We start from the raw sequence: 13,302 nt of genomic DNA, 5'->3' as shown, positions 1-13,302 counted from the left end.
AGTGCGGGCCCGTCTGTCGTGCGGGCCGGGGGAGGGCGTCGCTATCTCTTCTGTTCACCGAAATGCAGAGTGTCGAGGATGGTATGACTCAGTCGCTTACGTTCTACACCAACCCGATGTCGCGGGGGCGCATTGTACGCTGGATGCTTGAGGAACTCGGGCAGCCCTATGAGACCCGGATTCTCGAGTATGACACCACGATGAAGTCGCCCGAGTACCTGGCGATCAATCCGATGGGCAAGGTTCCCGCGCTGGTGCATGGGGACCAGGTGGTCACCGAGTGCGCGGCCATCTGTGCCTATCTGGCCGAGGCCTTTCCGGAGGCTGAGCTTGGCCCGCGGCCTGAGGAGCGGGCCAGTTATTATCGATGGCTCTTTTTTGCCGCGGGACCCATCGACTCGGCCGTGACGAACCGTGCCGTGGGCATTGAAGTGGCGCCCGAGAGCACCCGCCAGTTTGGCTACGGAAACTTCAAGTTGGCCATGGACACGCTGGCGTACGCGGTAAGCCAGCACGACTTTATTGCCGGCGATCGTTTTACGGCAGCCGACGTCTACGTAGGCAGTCAGGTCGGTTGGGGGCTTGAGTTCAAGAGCATGGAGGCTCGCCCCGAGTTTGAAGCCTACTGGAGTCGTCTTAAGGGCCGCGAGGCGTATCGGCGAGCGCTGGCGATCGATCTGGCGCTGTGCGAAGAGGCGTGAGCGCGCGTTGATGTGAGCGTTGTTTGCCGCCCAGCCTGACCGGATTCGGTCAGGCTTTTTTGCTTTCAGAGCCCCTCGTTATCTGTGCGCTCCATAGACGTGGGGGCGGCCGCGAGGGCAGCGCCAATCAGCGGGATTGGCCCTTAAAGAAGCGCTAGATCACCTCGCTGGCCCAGAAGTCTTCACGATGGGCCCCACCTTCGCGTTCCGCGATCGGGCTACAGTCGGCGTAGCGCGTCTCAAAGAGCTCGGCGTTACCGAAGACTCCGCGTTTTTCATCCATCGTGTGTCGGAGGCCCGTGGCACTCGCCCTTAACATGCCGACGTGCACGCGGCCGCAGGGGCCCCGACGTCAGCCCGACAGGCCTGAAGCGCCATGATGTCGGATCTTGTTGCAAGTGTGTTGCGTTTGTGTGATTTGTTTTGCAATTCGTTTGCATTTAAATCCGAAGGAGTACCTATGAAAGTGCATGACATCGCGGACAAACGCCTTCCCGTTACCCTTCTCTCGGGCTTTCTCGGCGCGGGGAAAACCACACTCCTGAACCACATCCTTCACAACCGTCAGGGCCTAAGGGTCGCAGTCATCGTCAACGATATGAGTGAGATCAACGTCGATGCTCAGCTTGTCGAGCGGGGAGGGGCGTCGCTCTCCAGGACCGAAGAGACGTTGGTCGAGCTTTCGAACGGGTGCATCTGCTGCACGCTGCGCGAAGACCTGCTTCTGGAGGTGCGGCGCCTGGCCGAGGAGGGACGCTTTGATTATCTGGTCATCGAGTCGACCGGGATTTCTGAACCGGTGCCGGTAGCGCAAACCTTTACCTTCAGCGATGAGGAGGGCACGAGCCTGCAGGACGTCGCTCGTCTGGACACCCTGGTCACGGTTGTGGATGCCGGTCGCTTCCTGCACGACTATCGCGCGGCCCGTTCACTCGAAGAGCATGGGGAATCGTTGGGCGAGGGGGATGAGCGCACGGTCACCGACCTGCTGGTTGAGCAGGTCGAGTTTGCCGATGTGATCGTGATCAACAAAGTTGATCGTCTCGGCGACGAGGAACTCGAGGAACTCTCGGCCGTCCTTAGGGCGCTGAACCCCGGGGCGCGTCAGCTGCGCGCGGAGCACGCCAGGATCCCGCTGGAGGAGGTCCTGAATACCGGCCGTTTTGATTTTGATGAGGCCTCCCGCTCGGCGGCCTGGGTGCGCGAGCTCAACGGAGAGCACACCCCGGAAACCGAAGCCTATGGCATCGGCAGCTTTGTCTACCGGGCGACGGCTCCCTTTAACGCCGAAAAAATCTGGGCCTACATGAACGACGCGTCAAACTGGAAGGGGATGCTCCGCTCCAAAGGCTTCTTCTGGGTGGCCTCCGACCATCGCGCCGTCTACGAATGGGCCCAGGCCGGCGGCGTGAGCGATGTGAGACCCGTGGGGCTGTGGTGGGCGTCGATTCCCGAGGAACATTGGGATTTTGCCCCCGAGGATCGCCCCGACGCGCAAGACGACTGGGACGAACGCTTCGGTGACCGGAGCCAGCAGCTCGTCTTCATCGGTCAGCATCTCGACGTGGCGAAGATTCGTGCCTCACTCGATGCCTGCTTGCTCGATGACGAGCTCCTTCGCCTGGGAAGCCGGCACTGGATGGACCTCCCTCATCCCTTGCCCCGTTCAATGCCAGCTGGCGACTAATGCATCAGGCCGCGAGCGCGCGGCTTGACTTCCCCGGCCGGGCTGCTGAATCTTGCCGCGCTTGAGTTCCGGAATGTTCACGACTCTGTGAACCACAATGTTCACCTTCTGAGTGAAGCCTGGTTATGACCACCACCTCCTGGGCGACGAAGCCCCTGGCCGGCTGGGGGCGCTACCCCGTGATCGATGCGACGTGTGCGCGGCCCGAGTCCCAACCTCAAACCTTGCACGCCTTTGACGAGCGCCACGGTGACGCGGTGCTCGCCCATGGCTTCGGCCGCAGCTACGGCGACGCCTCCCTCCTGAGTCAGGGACGAATACTCCTGACCACTCGCCTCGACAAAATGCTGGCGTTTGACGAGGTGACGGGGCTGCTGCGCTGTGAAAGTGGCGTGACCATCGGCGAACTCATTGATGTCTTTTTGCCTCGGGGCTGGTTTGTGCCGGTGGTCCCGGGGACGCAATTTGTAAGCGTGGGCGGGGCCATCGGTTGCAACATCCACGGCAAAAACCACGGTCACGCCGGCTGCTTCGGCGATCATGTCCGGCGAATCGACATGTTGACCGCTTCCGGTGAGATGGTGAGCTGTGGCCCCGACGAGCACCCGGACCTTTTCTGGGCAACGGTGGGCGGGATGGGGTTGACCGGCGTGATCTTGAGCGTTGAGTTGCAACTCTACCCGGTGGAGAGCGCGGCGATCGAGATGGAGTCGATTCGCTTCAACAATCTCGATGAGTTCTTCGCCATCAGCGCCGAAAGCTCCGACTACTTTCATACCGTGTCGTGGATCGACTGCGTGAAGGGCGGCGAACAGATGGGTCGCGGCATTTTTATGCGCGGTCGTCACGCGTCGGCGGACGCGGCGGCAGAGCTGAGGGAAGGGCCGCTTCAGGCGCTTCTTGAGCGCGCTCAGCGACTCCTGGACGGACGGGCCTTTCAGTCCAATCAGCTGCTGAATCGGGCGACCATCCGCCTCTTCAACGAAGCGTACTACCATAAGCATCCTGCCGGTGAACTCCACTCGGTGGTGGGCTATCAGCCCTTCTTCTTCCCGCTGGATGCCGTGGAGAATTGGAACTACATCTACGGCGAGCGAGGTTTCTTGCAGTACCAGATGGTGGTGCCTGAGAGAGAGGCCGTGCGCGAGATTCTCAAGGTGATTTCCAAAAGCAAGATGGCCTCGTTCCTTGCGGTCATCAAAGAGTTTGGGGACCGTGATCACGGTGGGCTCTCCTTCCCCTGTGCGGGGACCACGCTCGCGCTGGATTTTCCGAACTTCGGAGCCCCCTTGCTCGCTATGATGGAGCGTCTCGACGATATCGTGGTCGAAGCCGGTGGCCGCATCTACCTCGGCAAGGACGCTCGCCTGAGCCGGGAGATGTTCCGTCGAATGTATCCAGGGTGGGAGGAGTGGAAGGCCGTGCGCGACCGCTGGGACCCGGATCGTGTGTTCCAGTCGGACCTGGGCCTGCGCCTGGGACTCGTTGATGCCACCGCAGCTTAAGGAGCCAACCATGAGCGTGATCATTTTAGGTGCGACCTCGCCAATCGCCCGTGCTGTCGCCGAGCGCTACGCCGAGGCAGGGTACGCGGTGGCCCTGGCGGCCCGTGACCAGGAAGAGGGCGCGCGCAGCGCGGCCGATTTGCGCATCCGCTACGGAGTTGAGACGCAGGCGTTTGCGTTTGATGCCTGCGACTTCGACAGCCACCCCGATCTCATCGCCCGCGTCGAAGACGCGCTGGGGCCGATCGACGTCGCGCTGGTCGCCTTCGGGTTTATGGGAGACCAGCATGACTCCCAGAGCGACTTCGCGAAGGCTCGCCGCGTCATTGATGTCAACTACACCGGGGCGGTCAGCGTGTGCGAGGCCCTTGCCGGGGTGATGCGCGCGCGCGGCGCCGGTAGCATTGTCGGGCTCTCGTCGGTGGCCGGCGATCGTGGCCGCGCGTCAAATTACTTCTACGGTAGCGCCAAGGGCGCGCTCACCCTCTATCTGCAGGGGTTGCGCAATCGTCTGGCCGGTGAGGGCGTTCATGTGATGACCGTGAAGCTCGGTTTCGTCGACACCCCCATGACCTTTGAGCTTGATACGGCCATCCCCATCGCCAGCCCCACCAAAGCCGGGGGGGCGATTTTTCAGGCGGAGCGGCAGAAGATCGAAACCTTCTACTATCCGCGCTTCTGGGGCGGAATCATGGGCGTGATCAAAGCCATCCCCGAAAAAGTCTTTAAACGTCTTTCGCTCTGAGGCCCCGGCTGATGTCGATGAACGAGTACGTGGTGCTGCTGCGAGGGATCAATGTGGGGGGCGTGCGTATCAAGATGGATGCGTTGCGCCAGACCCTGGAGCAGGCGGGCTTTGAGGAGGTGCGCACGCTGCTCGCCAGCGGAAACGTGCTCTTGAAAAGTTCCAGCGCAGAGAGCCGGGAGGTCAAAGACCAGGCAGAAGTCGCCCTTCGCCAGGCCTTCGGCTACGAAGCGTGGGTCGTGGTCACGGTGCCGGCTCTCCTGCGTCAGATCGTGGAGGCCTTCCCCTTTGACGAGCATCACGACCAGATGCAGCCCTACGTGATCTTTGCTTCGGAGCCGGACGCCCTCGATGAACTCGCGGCGCTGGCGCCCGAACTCAATGCGGACGAAGAACGCGTGGAGCCGGGGCCCGGCGTGCTCTATTGGGAGGTTGCGCGAGGCAAAAGCACCAGGTCGCTCCTCGCGAAGGCGTCGGCAAAAGCACGCTACGCCTCGGTGCTGACCACCCGCAACATGCGCACGCTTCGCAAGATACTGGCGAAGACGAGTGGATGAGTCGGGTGGGGCGGCGGCCTCGGGGCGGCCGCATTCCGATGCGGAAGCGTGATGGATGGGGGACGAGGGAACCCCGCAGAGGAGTGGCCCCTCGATGGCCGGCCTCAGGGCTCCGAAGGCGTCAGCGGTGCGAGCTCTACCTGCCGGGGAAAGCGTGAGCCCGTGAAGAGCGAGGCCGGAAAGCTGCGGGCGCTCTGATTGTAGACGGCGGCCGCTTCGTTGAAGCGCTGCGTGGCTACCCGGATTCGGTTCTCCGAACCCACCAACTCCGCACGCTTCTCCAGAGAGTCGGGCTGGTCAGCGTACTGCGCCACAATCGCGTCTTTGCGCGCCACCACGTTGGCCACCTCCGCCTGATGATGCTCGACCTCCCGGTAGTGCGCGTTGAGGTTCGCTGTAGAGGCCTGGTAGGCGATAAGTGTCATAAACGTCAGTATGCCCAGCAACGCCAGAGCGCCAAGCCCCAGCCGACGCCGTCGGCGCCGCGCCTCCCCGATGCGATACGCCTCTGCCTCGCGCCTGGCCTGCAACGCCTGGTGGGCGCGGCTGATGTAATCCGCCGGGATTCCGACCTCTTCGCCGACCTCGCGTAGCTCGTCGAGCGTAAGCTGATCCGAGCTCTTCGCACGCAGCTGCTCGGCGATACCGATGATGTCGTCGACGTCTTCGTAGGCAATGCGCCCGGGCTCATGAGGTGCGCTCATTCCACCTGCTCTCTGGATCTTCGAAACGTTGTACGCCCGCCGAACTCAGGTCTCGGTGAGCGTGATGACATAGGCCGTAAGCTTCGTGACGCGAAGCTCCGAGTCTCCCTCAAACTCGTAGAGATCGCAAAACGCAAAATGGTACTCCTCGCCGAGGGCCGAAAGCGTACGCATCGTGCCCGAAACCGTGCCCCGGCCATCGGTCACGTAGAGCGTGTCGACGTTCATCTCCAGGGTCGTGGAGCCTTCCATCTGACTCAAGGCCTCTTGGAATGCGGCTCGACCTTCAATCACCGTTTCGCCAACCATCTCCCAACGAATGTCCTCGCTGGTGTGGCTTACGAGAAAGTCCACGTCCGGCTCGATAAAGGCGTCGTTGTACGCGCGAAGAAAATCTTTGGCAGACATGCTCATGATAGGCTCCTGTACGGTGAGTAGTGCGTGTTAAGGGGGGGAAACCAGAGGGTTAAGAATCCTTCAAGGGACGGTAGAGGTCGGTGCGCCAGGTGGAGGGATCGGTGCTGGATTCCGGGCCGCTGATGTAGACCTCCCAGAGGCTCTCCTCCGGCGTATGACCCTCCTCCTTCACCCACCCGTCAAACTCGCCCCATGCAGGTCCCAGTCCTTCGTAGGGGCCGGTGTAGGTGGCGCGGGCGACCTGGGAGTGAGCCGGAAGTTCGCCGGCCTCTACCCGACCGGCCGGAGTGACCGGGGACGCCACCGTGACGCCGGCCTCGAAGTCGAAGACCTCCGGATCCATCCGCAGGTGATAGGCATACGCCGGCCCGCTGGAGATGACGCCCTGAGTTCGAAGCTGATCAAAGATCTCCTCAAGCGCCGGACCAAAGAGCTCCGGCATCATCTCGCGGGCGATCGTCATGCGTATCACCGCGGAAGGCTTCGCGCGGGTCGAGATGATTTCCTTTGCGTCAAGCATGGACTCCTCCTGGGTGATGACATCCACCGAGTGCCGGCGCTGCTGCGCCGACACCCCCTGGTCGAATCACAAGAAGGAATATCGACACCTTCGGAAAAATATGTGGGAGGACTGGAAGGGGAGCGCGCTGTCGGTGCGGTAGGCGTTTGGGCGACGGCGCTGCTCCATGCGGTCGAGGAGGACGCCACGACGCAAGGGGAGCGCGTGGCGTTAGAGCCCTGAACCCCTCGGACAGGCGCTGCGACGAGGACGTTTCCATCCCAAAACGTCATCGCAGGCGCTGCGCTCGCGTGATCCATCCCGAAAACTCGCCTTGCATCGGGTGTGATTGTGTTTTCGGCAGAAAAAACGCGTTTGTATCCGGTGTGATGGCGTACCTGACTCGGAAAGTCGTGTTCGCATCGGGCGCGCTCGCGTTTTTTTCGGGGAAATCGTGTTCGCATCGGGCGCGCTCGTGTTTTTTTCGGGGAAATCGTGTTCGCATCGGGTGCGCTCGTGTTTTTTTCGAGGAAATCGCGCTTACATCGGCGGATCACGCGATCTAGAAATCTAAAACGCATGTGCAGGCGTCGCAGACGGGTTTTTCGTGTGTAGAAGGCCTGTGCAGCAGGGGCTGGCAGGTATTTTGAATCCAAACCACGGGGGTGGGCATCGTGGAAAGGGGTGATGGGTGCAGGACGCGGGAAGACGGTGAGGTTGTCTGGGATTGTAGAGCCGCAGCGTCGACGATGGGCTGTGGACACAGGCCGCTGGTGAATCCCGTGCTCCGCATGTACGGTCGCCCCGACTTCAAACGGGAGGGGGCCCACGCGGCCCCCCGCATCCGGGTGCGTGTCTCAGCGGTCTCGACCTCAGGCCGGCGAGGCACGTCACCAACCTCTCTCTGAAGGAGCAACACCCATGAGCAACTCTCCCAAAGGTGCTACCACGCATGAGTGGGTGAAGGATTACTACGGCAAGCTGTTAAAGAGTTCTGAGGATCTGCAGACCAACGCCTGCTGTGCCGGTGGTGCGCCTCCGGCCTGGATTGCCAGCCGTCTTCAGAACATCCACCCGGAGGTAAGCGAGCGATTCTACGGGTGTGGGTATCCGATCCCCCACGGACTTGTGGGAGCAAGTGTGCTGGACCTGGGCTGCGGCAGCGGTCGTGACGTCTACGCCATTGCGCAGCTGGTGGGAGAGCAGGGCAAGGTGATCGGGCTGGACATGACCGAGGAGCAGCTTCAGGTCGCCCGCGACACGCAGGGCTGGCACGCGGAGCGCTCGGGCTACGCCGAGCCGAACACCGAGTTTGTGCAGGGGTACATTGAAGACCTGGCGGCGGCCGGCGTGGCCGACGGCTCGCTCGATGTGATCGTGTCGAACTGCGTGGTCAACCTGAGCCCGCGCAAAGACCTGGTCATGGCGGAGGCCTTCCGCGCGCTGAAGCCCGGTGGGGAGTTCTATTTTAGTGACGTCTTTGCCGATCGTCGTCTGCCCGAGGCCATCGCCAACGACCCGCTGCTGCATTCGGAGTGTCTGGGCGGGGCGCTTTACCAGGCGGACTTTGAGGCTCTGGCCCGCACCACCGGATTTGCGGACCCGCGCGTGGTTTCCAGCGGCCCGATCACCATCAATAACCCGGAGCTCCAGCACATGGTGGGCGCGGCCCGTTTTGTGTCGGTGACCTACCGTCTCTTCAAGCTCGCAGGGCTCGACGCCCAGTGTGAGGACTACGGTCAGGTGGCGACTTACCGCGGCGGCATCGAGGGGGCGGAGACGCTCTTCTGGCTCGACGACCATCACGCATTTGAAGTGGGCCGACCGGAGCGGGTGTGCGGCAACACCGCCTCGATGCTCCGTGAGACCCGTTTTGCGCCCTATTTCGATGTGGTGGGCGACACGACCGTGCACTTCGGGGCGTTTGCCTGCGGCCCGACGTTGGCTGCGGGACAGTACGCCGGGCGCCAGGCGCAGATCGCCGGCGGTATCCCCTCGACCATCACCGCGCCGGCGGCTGAGTCGAGTTGCTGCGGGCCGTCTTCGCCAGCAGGCTCCTCGTCGTCGAGTTGCTGCTGAGGCGCATGGGATACAACCTCCAACGTGGAGAGACAGGATGACACAGAGCTATTCGGACGCCATCGCGCTGCGACGAGATGACCAGGGCGTCTTTCACGGTCAGATTGATAAGAGCTGGTATCAGGGGCGCGGGGCTTTTGGTGGCGTCAGTGGCGCGGCGATGGTGCGCGCGATGGAGCGCACGCTGGAGCGCCCCGAGTACCCGCTGCGGGCGCTGGCGATCAACTTCTGCGCGCCGGTGACCGAGGCGCCGTTTGAGGTGCATGTCGAGGTGGTTCGCCAGGGATCGTCGGTGATCTGCGCGCAGTCCACGATCATGCAGGAGGGCCAGGCGCGCATGGTGGCCATCGGCACCTTTGCTCGCAAGCGCACCTCTGCCTCCGATTTTGAGATCGTGGCGATGCCCCAGGTGCCGCCGGCCGCCGAGGTTCCGAGTGCGCCGGAGAGTCCGCTCTTTCCAAAGTTTGCGCAGTACTATGAGTACAAGTTTTGCCACGGGGCCTTCCCCTACAGCGGCGATGAGGAGGCCGCTCTCGGCGGATGGTGCCGTTTGAAAGACGCCCCCGGTCCGCTGGACGCCGCTCAGCTGGTGGGGCTGTTGGATATGTGGCCCCCGGCGGTGATCACGCGCATGACGCAGCCTGCGCCGGCAGCCACGGTGTCGTGGCAGGTCGTGATCAACGAGCACCTGCCGCTGGAAGGCGCCCAGGCGGACGATTTCTATCTGGTCACTGCGCGTTCAGAGCGGGCCGTGGGGGGATTCTCCGAGGAGCGGGCCGCCGTCTACAGTGCCGACGGGCGTTGTCTGGGACAGGCGCTGCAACTCGTGGCGATTTTTGGCAGCTGAATGATGCAGCGACGTCTACGCACGAAGATCGCACCCGGTGGGGGCAGGGGGCTGTTGCTGGTGATGGTGGTGATGGTGGGGCTCATCGGTTGCAAGCGCCAGGCCCCCCCCGAAACCCGGCTCCGAGTCTCCGCCGCCTCGTCGCTCAGCGAAGTGTTTGACGAGCTCGCCGCAGCCTACGAACACGCCAATCCCGGCGTCGACGTCGTGCTGAACCTCGCCGGCAGCCAGGCCTTGCGGCTGCAGATCGAAGAGGGCGCCGAGGTGGACGTCTTTGCCAGCGCGAACCTGCATCATCTTGAAGCGCTGGTGGACCAATCACTGATGGCGCCCGCCCGGGTGTTTGCCACCAACGAACTCACCATCATTGTCGAGCGAGATAATCCGCTGGGGATCAAGGGCCTGGAGGACCTGGGAGGTGTGGAGCGTCTGGTGATCGGTGCGCCGGAGGTGCCGGTGGGCCGGTACACCGAACGCTTGCTGGCGAACGTCGCGCAGCGTGACCCAGAGCTGGCCCGGGAGCTGGAAGCCCGGGTGGTCTCCCGCGAATCCAACGTGCGGCAGGTTCGCGCCAAAGTGGAGTTGGGTGAGGCCGATGCGGCGATTGTGTACCGCACGGACGCCCGGAGCTCGGCGGCGCTTCATGAGGTGCCGATTCCCGAAGCGCTTCAGGTGCGCGCCGAGTACGGTGTGAGCCGTGCGCGTGACCTCAGTGAGACGCAACGCGAGCATGCGGAGCGCTTTCTGAAGCTGGTGCAAGATGAGGTGGGGCAGGAGTTGCTTCGCGCTCGGGGCTTTGGTCCGGGAGTGGCGCGATGAAGGCGCTGGTCAGCACCGGGCGCGGGGTCGCCACGGCGGCCGGGCTGGGGTTGTTGGCGGCGTTGCTCTTGCCGGTGGTGGCGCTGGTGGCCTCGTCGTCGCCCTCGGAGATCTGGGAGGGTATCTCCGACCCGAGCTTTACACCGGCGCTCTTCTTAAGCCTGCGTACCTCGCTGATAAGTCTGGTGCTGGTGGTGTTAGGCGGCTCGCCACTGGGGTGGTGGCTGGCCAGAACCGGCTCGCGTTGGGGGAAAGCGGTGGCGGTGTTGGTGGACTTGCCGCTGGTGTTGCCGCCGGCGGTGGTGGGGGTGGCGCTGCTGGCGGCCTTTGGCCGCCGCGGATTGCTGGGCCCGCTGCTGGAGAGCGTCGGCCTCGCGTTGCCTTTCTCGTCGCCGGCGGTGGTGGTGGCTCAGGTGGTGGTGGCCGCGCCCTTTTATGTGCAGGGAGCGGCCACGGCCTTCGGGGCCGTGAGTTCTGAGCAGCTCCTGGTGGCCCAGACGCTGGGGGCGTCGCGCATCCAGGCCATCTGGAGAGTGGCGGTGCCGGCCGCGTTACCGGGGCTCCTTGCCGGGGCATCGCTGGCCTGGGCCCGGGCGCTGGGGGAGTTTGGCGCCACACTTATCTTCGCTGGCAACCTCCCCGAGGTGACCCAGACCATGCCGCTGGCGATTTATGCGGCGCTGGAGCGCGACGTGCATCTGGCGATTACGTTCTCGTTGGCGCTAGGAGGCATCGCCGCGGTGCTGCTGGTCGCGCTGCGCGCGTTGCCGGGCTGGGTTCGTCGGGCAGGGGGACGCTGATGCTCCGAGTCGAGGTCGCGCACAGGCTCGGGGAGCTGGAGTTGGAGGTGGCATTGGAGGTCGGCAGGCGTCCCGTGGCGTTGATCGGCCCCAACGGCGCCGGCAAGAGTTCGTTGCTGAAACTTCTCTGTGGCGGGATGCGTGCGGACCGGGCCCGCATCGTTTGTGGCGATGAGGTCTGGCAGGAGAGTGCGGCGAAGATCTGGAGCGCACCGCATCTGCGTCGGGTGGGCTATGTGCCGCAGGGGCCAAGCCTCTTTCCGCATCTGAATGTGCTGGAAAACGTGGCCTTCGGGGCGCCTGGTACCGCGAAGGATGCCCGCAGACGAGCCGGCGTCTGGTTGGAGTGTTTTGAGGCGAGTGATTGGGCCGGTCGTCGCCCCCACGAGCTTTCGGGAGGGCAGGCGCAACGCGTGGTTTTGGCCCGTGCGCTCGCCAGTGAGCCCCGCGTCCTCCTCCTCGATGAGCCCCTCTCCGCGCTCGACGCCATCACTCGCCGGCGCCTGAGAAGGCGCCTGGCGGAGGTGCTTTCGGAGCACGCGATTCACACGGTGATGGTCACCCATGACTGGCGCGACGTTGAGGCGATGGGGGCCCAGGTTGTGGCGCTGGAAGGGGGGCGTGTCGTGCAGAGGGGCTCGCTTGAGGCGTTGCGCCAGGCGCCCCAGACGGCGTTTGTGGCCGAGTTTACCGGGGTTTAGGGCTCAGGTCTGGCGAGGGGAGGGGGCGTCGCCCGGAAGACCTTCGATCCAGACCTCGTGGGCAGATGAGGGCTCCCCGTTGATGAGCGCACGCAGGGTATGCAGGCCGGTGTACACCTTGCGGGTGGAGCGATGCGCAAAGGCGTGGCGCTTCTCGACCGGAGCGCGCTCGCCAGGGGAGAGGGTGAGGTCTTTCCAGCGAAAGGTCTTGGCGAAGGTGCGGCCTGTGCGTGTGGGGCCGGTGAGTTCGTAGTCGACGCGTACCGATATCGCGGTGTCGGTGGGGTTATGGAGAGCCAGGCTGAGGGTCAGATTTTCGCCAGCCTGGAGTTCGTCATGTGAGAGCGCGAAGGCTTCCACGTCGATACGACCGGGTTCGTATCCGAAGAGGCGCAGAACCCGGGGGTGACCGGCCTTGAGTAGCCCGCGGGAGGCGTGGCGTACCACCCAGCCCAGATCCGACTTGCGGGTGGGTAAGCCGGCTTCCTGGCCCCAGCGCTCCAGCGTGTGCAGGCCGGCATCCAGATCGTCTTTCACAATATCTTGAAGGTGGTTGGCCACCGAGCGCTGCACATAGCGCGCGGGGTCGTGTCGCAGCTGATCAAGCAGGGAGAGGCGTCGGTCTTGGGCGTCGCGCAGCCCCTGGACGGCGCGGGCCCAGGGGAGGCGAGTACGGGTTCCCTCGCTTACCCAACGGCGCACATGTTCGCTGGGGTGATGCACCAGGGCTTCGAGCCGGTCGAGGGAGTCCTGGAGGTCGGCTTGCAGGAAAGGCCGGATGGCGAACTCCGAGGAGAAGCGCCGGGTGAGTGCAATCATCGCTTCGAAGCTCGCGTCCACGTCATCGAGGCCGCTGCGGGCAATATGCTCACCGAAGGGCCAGAAGCGATAGCCGCGCTCGACCGTACCGCCCTCGATGTGGTCGAGCGTGGGAGGAAGCGCTGCGATCAGCGTCTGCATACGTTCGGAGGTGGGCCAGGGCATCGCAGCGAGCAGGGCATCGGCGATCTGGGTGACCCGCTCCATAAATTCCAGGGATTCCAGCCCGGCGGTGGCGTCTTGCTCAAAGGTGTGGGTGTCGAAGTCTTCGCGCACCTGGTGCAGCGAGGTGCTGAGTTCGAGGATGAGCGCGCGGTCGAACCAGTGCTTGAAGGCGCGAGGTTCGTCAGAGGTGTGGTCGGCGTTTGCCATGGTGGGTTCCGTGATCGGGAAGTGCGAAGGCGTCCGAACGCGAGGGGATG

Annotated in this window: 15 protein-coding genes; 10 read left to right on the top strand and 5 right to left on the bottom strand. The window is 63.8% G+C overall.

From position 1 onward, the window contains the following. Positions 1 to 83 precede the first annotated feature (83 nt). Complete coding sequence (locus DL240_RS02645; protein WP_111728301.1) at positions 84 to 701, top strand: glutathione S-transferase family protein; 618 nt, start codon at positions 84 to 86, stop codon at positions 699 to 701. A gap of 154 nt (positions 702 to 855) precedes the next feature. Here DL240_RS02645 and DL240_RS20645 read toward each other — a convergent pair whose 3' ends face one another. Beyond that, positions 856 to 984 (bottom strand): hypothetical protein, encoded by a 129-nt coding sequence (locus DL240_RS20645; protein ID WP_283808336.1) that lies wholly within the window; start codon positions 982 to 984, stop codon positions 856 to 858. Between the two features lie 177 nt (positions 985 to 1,161). On the opposite strand from DL240_RS20645, the gene zigA reads away from it, so the two are divergent. The 4 genes from zigA (at position 1,162) to DL240_RS02625 (ending at position 5,195) form a co-directional block, all read left to right on the top strand. Further along, entirely contained in the window at positions 1,162 to 2,388 is a 1,227-nt protein-coding gene (gene zigA / locus DL240_RS02640; RefSeq protein ID WP_111728300.1) for a zinc metallochaperone GTPase ZigA, read from the top strand. Positions 2,389 to 2,513: 125 nt separating this feature from the next. Continuing rightward, positions 2,514 to 3,893, top strand: a complete 1,380-nt coding sequence (locus DL240_RS02635) for an FAD-binding oxidoreductase (protein WP_111728299.1) — start codon at positions 2,514 to 2,516, stop codon at positions 3,891 to 3,893. Between the two features lie 10 nt (positions 3,894 to 3,903). After that, positions 3,904 to 4,638, top strand: a complete 735-nt coding sequence (locus DL240_RS02630; RefSeq protein WP_111728298.1) for an SDR family oxidoreductase — start codon at positions 3,904 to 3,906, stop codon at positions 4,636 to 4,638. A gap of 11 nt (positions 4,639 to 4,649) precedes the next feature. Continuing rightward, positions 4,650 to 5,195 (top strand): DUF1697 domain-containing protein, encoded by a 546-nt coding sequence (locus DL240_RS02625; protein WP_199589708.1) that lies wholly within the window; start codon positions 4,650 to 4,652, stop codon positions 5,193 to 5,195. A gap of 104 nt (positions 5,196 to 5,299) precedes the next feature. On the opposite strand, the gene DL240_RS20190 is transcribed toward DL240_RS02625, so the two are convergent. Genes DL240_RS20190 through DL240_RS02610 form a run of 3 tightly spaced genes read right to left on the bottom strand, consistent with a single transcriptional unit; the run spans position 5,300 to position 6,836 of the window. After that, on the bottom strand, positions 5,300 to 5,899 hold the full coding sequence (locus DL240_RS20190; protein ID WP_199589707.1) for a LemA family protein: 600 nt from the start codon (positions 5,897 to 5,899) through the stop codon (positions 5,300 to 5,302). A 45-nt stretch (positions 5,900 to 5,944) separates the two neighbouring features. Beyond that, positions 5,945 to 6,313: a nuclear transport factor 2 family protein gene (locus DL240_RS02615; protein ID WP_111728297.1), complete on the bottom strand. Its 369-nt coding sequence runs from the start codon at positions 6,311 to 6,313 to the stop codon at positions 5,945 to 5,947. 52 nt (positions 6,314 to 6,365) lie between these two features. Next, positions 6,366 to 6,836, bottom strand: coding sequence for a GyrI-like domain-containing protein (locus DL240_RS02610; protein WP_146618058.1), 471 nt, complete (start codon positions 6,834 to 6,836; stop codon positions 6,366 to 6,368). Positions 6,837 to 7,736: 900 nt separating this feature from the next. On the opposite strand from DL240_RS02610, the gene DL240_RS02605 reads away from it, so the two are divergent. The 5 genes from DL240_RS02605 to DL240_RS02585 are packed head-to-tail and all read left to right on the top strand — an operon-like array spanning position 7,737 to position 12,061. Next, the gene (locus DL240_RS02605; RefSeq protein WP_111728295.1) at positions 7,737 to 8,894 is read left to right on the top strand and encodes a methyltransferase domain-containing protein; all 1,158 of its coding nucleotides are present in this window, start codon (positions 7,737 to 7,739) and stop codon (positions 8,892 to 8,894) included. A 37-nt stretch (positions 8,895 to 8,931) separates the two neighbouring features. Beyond that, complete coding sequence (locus DL240_RS02600; RefSeq protein WP_111728294.1) at positions 8,932 to 9,741, top strand: acyl-CoA thioesterase; 810 nt, start codon at positions 8,932 to 8,934, stop codon at positions 9,739 to 9,741. 3 nt (positions 9,742 to 9,744) lie between these two features. Beyond that, entirely contained in the window at positions 9,745 to 10,560 is an 816-nt protein-coding gene (gene modA, locus DL240_RS02595; protein WP_158542307.1) for a molybdate ABC transporter substrate-binding protein, read from the top strand. Continuing rightward, positions 10,557 to 11,360: an ABC transporter permease gene (locus DL240_RS02590; RefSeq protein WP_111728292.1), complete on the top strand. Its 804-nt coding sequence runs from the start codon at positions 10,557 to 10,559 to the stop codon at positions 11,358 to 11,360. The genes modA and DL240_RS02590 overlap by 4 nt, the downstream gene beginning before the upstream one ends. Next, complete coding sequence (locus DL240_RS02585) at positions 11,360 to 12,061, top strand: sulfate/molybdate ABC transporter ATP-binding protein (RefSeq protein ID WP_111728291.1); 702 nt, start codon at positions 11,360 to 11,362, stop codon at positions 12,059 to 12,061. Before DL240_RS02590 ends, DL240_RS02585 begins: the two co-directional genes overlap by 1 nt. A gap of 3 nt (positions 12,062 to 12,064) precedes the next feature. Here DL240_RS02585 and DL240_RS02580 read toward each other — a convergent pair whose 3' ends face one another. After that, complete coding sequence (locus DL240_RS02580; protein WP_111728290.1) at positions 12,065 to 13,252, bottom strand: hypothetical protein; 1,188 nt, start codon at positions 13,250 to 13,252, stop codon at positions 12,065 to 12,067. Between the last annotated feature and the right edge of the window lie 50 nt (positions 13,253 to 13,302).

The organism is Lujinxingia litoralis, from assembly GCF_003260125.1.
Taxonomy (GTDB): Bacteria; Myxococcota_A; Bradymonadia; order Bradymonadales; family Bradymonadaceae; genus Lujinxingia; species Lujinxingia litoralis.
This window is presented reverse-complemented; position numbering and strand designations above follow the sequence as displayed.

What these genes read in the sequence shown, in the direction of transcription:
- DL240_RS02645 (WP_111728301.1), top strand. Translation starts at nt 84, where the DNA reads ATGACTCAGTCGCTTACGTTCTACACCAACCCGATGTCGCGGGGGCGC.
- DL240_RS20645 (WP_283808336.1), bottom strand. Translation starts at nt 984, where the DNA reads ATGGATGAAAAACGCGGAGTCTTCGGTAACGCCGAGCTCTTTGAGACG.
- zigA (WP_111728300.1), top strand. Translation starts at nt 1,162, where the DNA reads ATGAAAGTGCATGACATCGCGGACAAACGCCTTCCCGTTACCCTTCTC.
- DL240_RS02635 (WP_111728299.1), top strand. Translation starts at nt 2,514, where the DNA reads ATGACCACCACCTCCTGGGCGACGAAGCCCCTGGCCGGCTGGGGGCGC.
- DL240_RS02630 (WP_111728298.1), top strand. Translation starts at nt 3,904, where the DNA reads ATGAGCGTGATCATTTTAGGTGCGACCTCGCCAATCGCCCGTGCTGTC.
- DL240_RS02625 (WP_199589708.1), top strand. Translation starts at nt 4,650, where the DNA reads ATGTCGATGAACGAGTACGTGGTGCTGCTGCGAGGGATCAATGTGGGG.
- DL240_RS20190 (WP_199589707.1), bottom strand. Translation starts at nt 5,899, where the DNA reads ATGAGCGCACCTCATGAGCCCGGGCGCATTGCCTACGAAGACGTCGAC.
- DL240_RS02615 (WP_111728297.1), bottom strand. Translation starts at nt 6,313, where the DNA reads ATGAGCATGTCTGCCAAAGATTTTCTTCGCGCGTACAACGACGCCTTT.
- DL240_RS02610 (WP_146618058.1), bottom strand. Translation starts at nt 6,836, where the DNA reads ATGCTTGACGCAAAGGAAATCATCTCGACCCGCGCGAAGCCTTCCGCG.
- DL240_RS02605 (WP_111728295.1), top strand. Translation starts at nt 7,737, where the DNA reads ATGAGCAACTCTCCCAAAGGTGCTACCACGCATGAGTGGGTGAAGGAT.
- DL240_RS02600 (WP_111728294.1), top strand. Translation starts at nt 8,932, where the DNA reads ATGACACAGAGCTATTCGGACGCCATCGCGCTGCGACGAGATGACCAG.
- modA (WP_158542307.1), top strand. Translation starts at nt 9,745, where the DNA reads ATGCAGCGACGTCTACGCACGAAGATCGCACCCGGTGGGGGCAGGGGG.
- DL240_RS02590 (WP_111728292.1), top strand. Translation starts at nt 10,557, where the DNA reads ATGAAGGCGCTGGTCAGCACCGGGCGCGGGGTCGCCACGGCGGCCGGG.
- DL240_RS02585 (WP_111728291.1), top strand. Translation starts at nt 11,360, where the DNA reads ATGCTCCGAGTCGAGGTCGCGCACAGGCTCGGGGAGCTGGAGTTGGAG.
- DL240_RS02580 (WP_111728290.1), bottom strand. Translation starts at nt 13,252, where the DNA reads ATGGCAAACGCCGACCACACCTCTGACGAACCTCGCGCCTTCAAGCAC.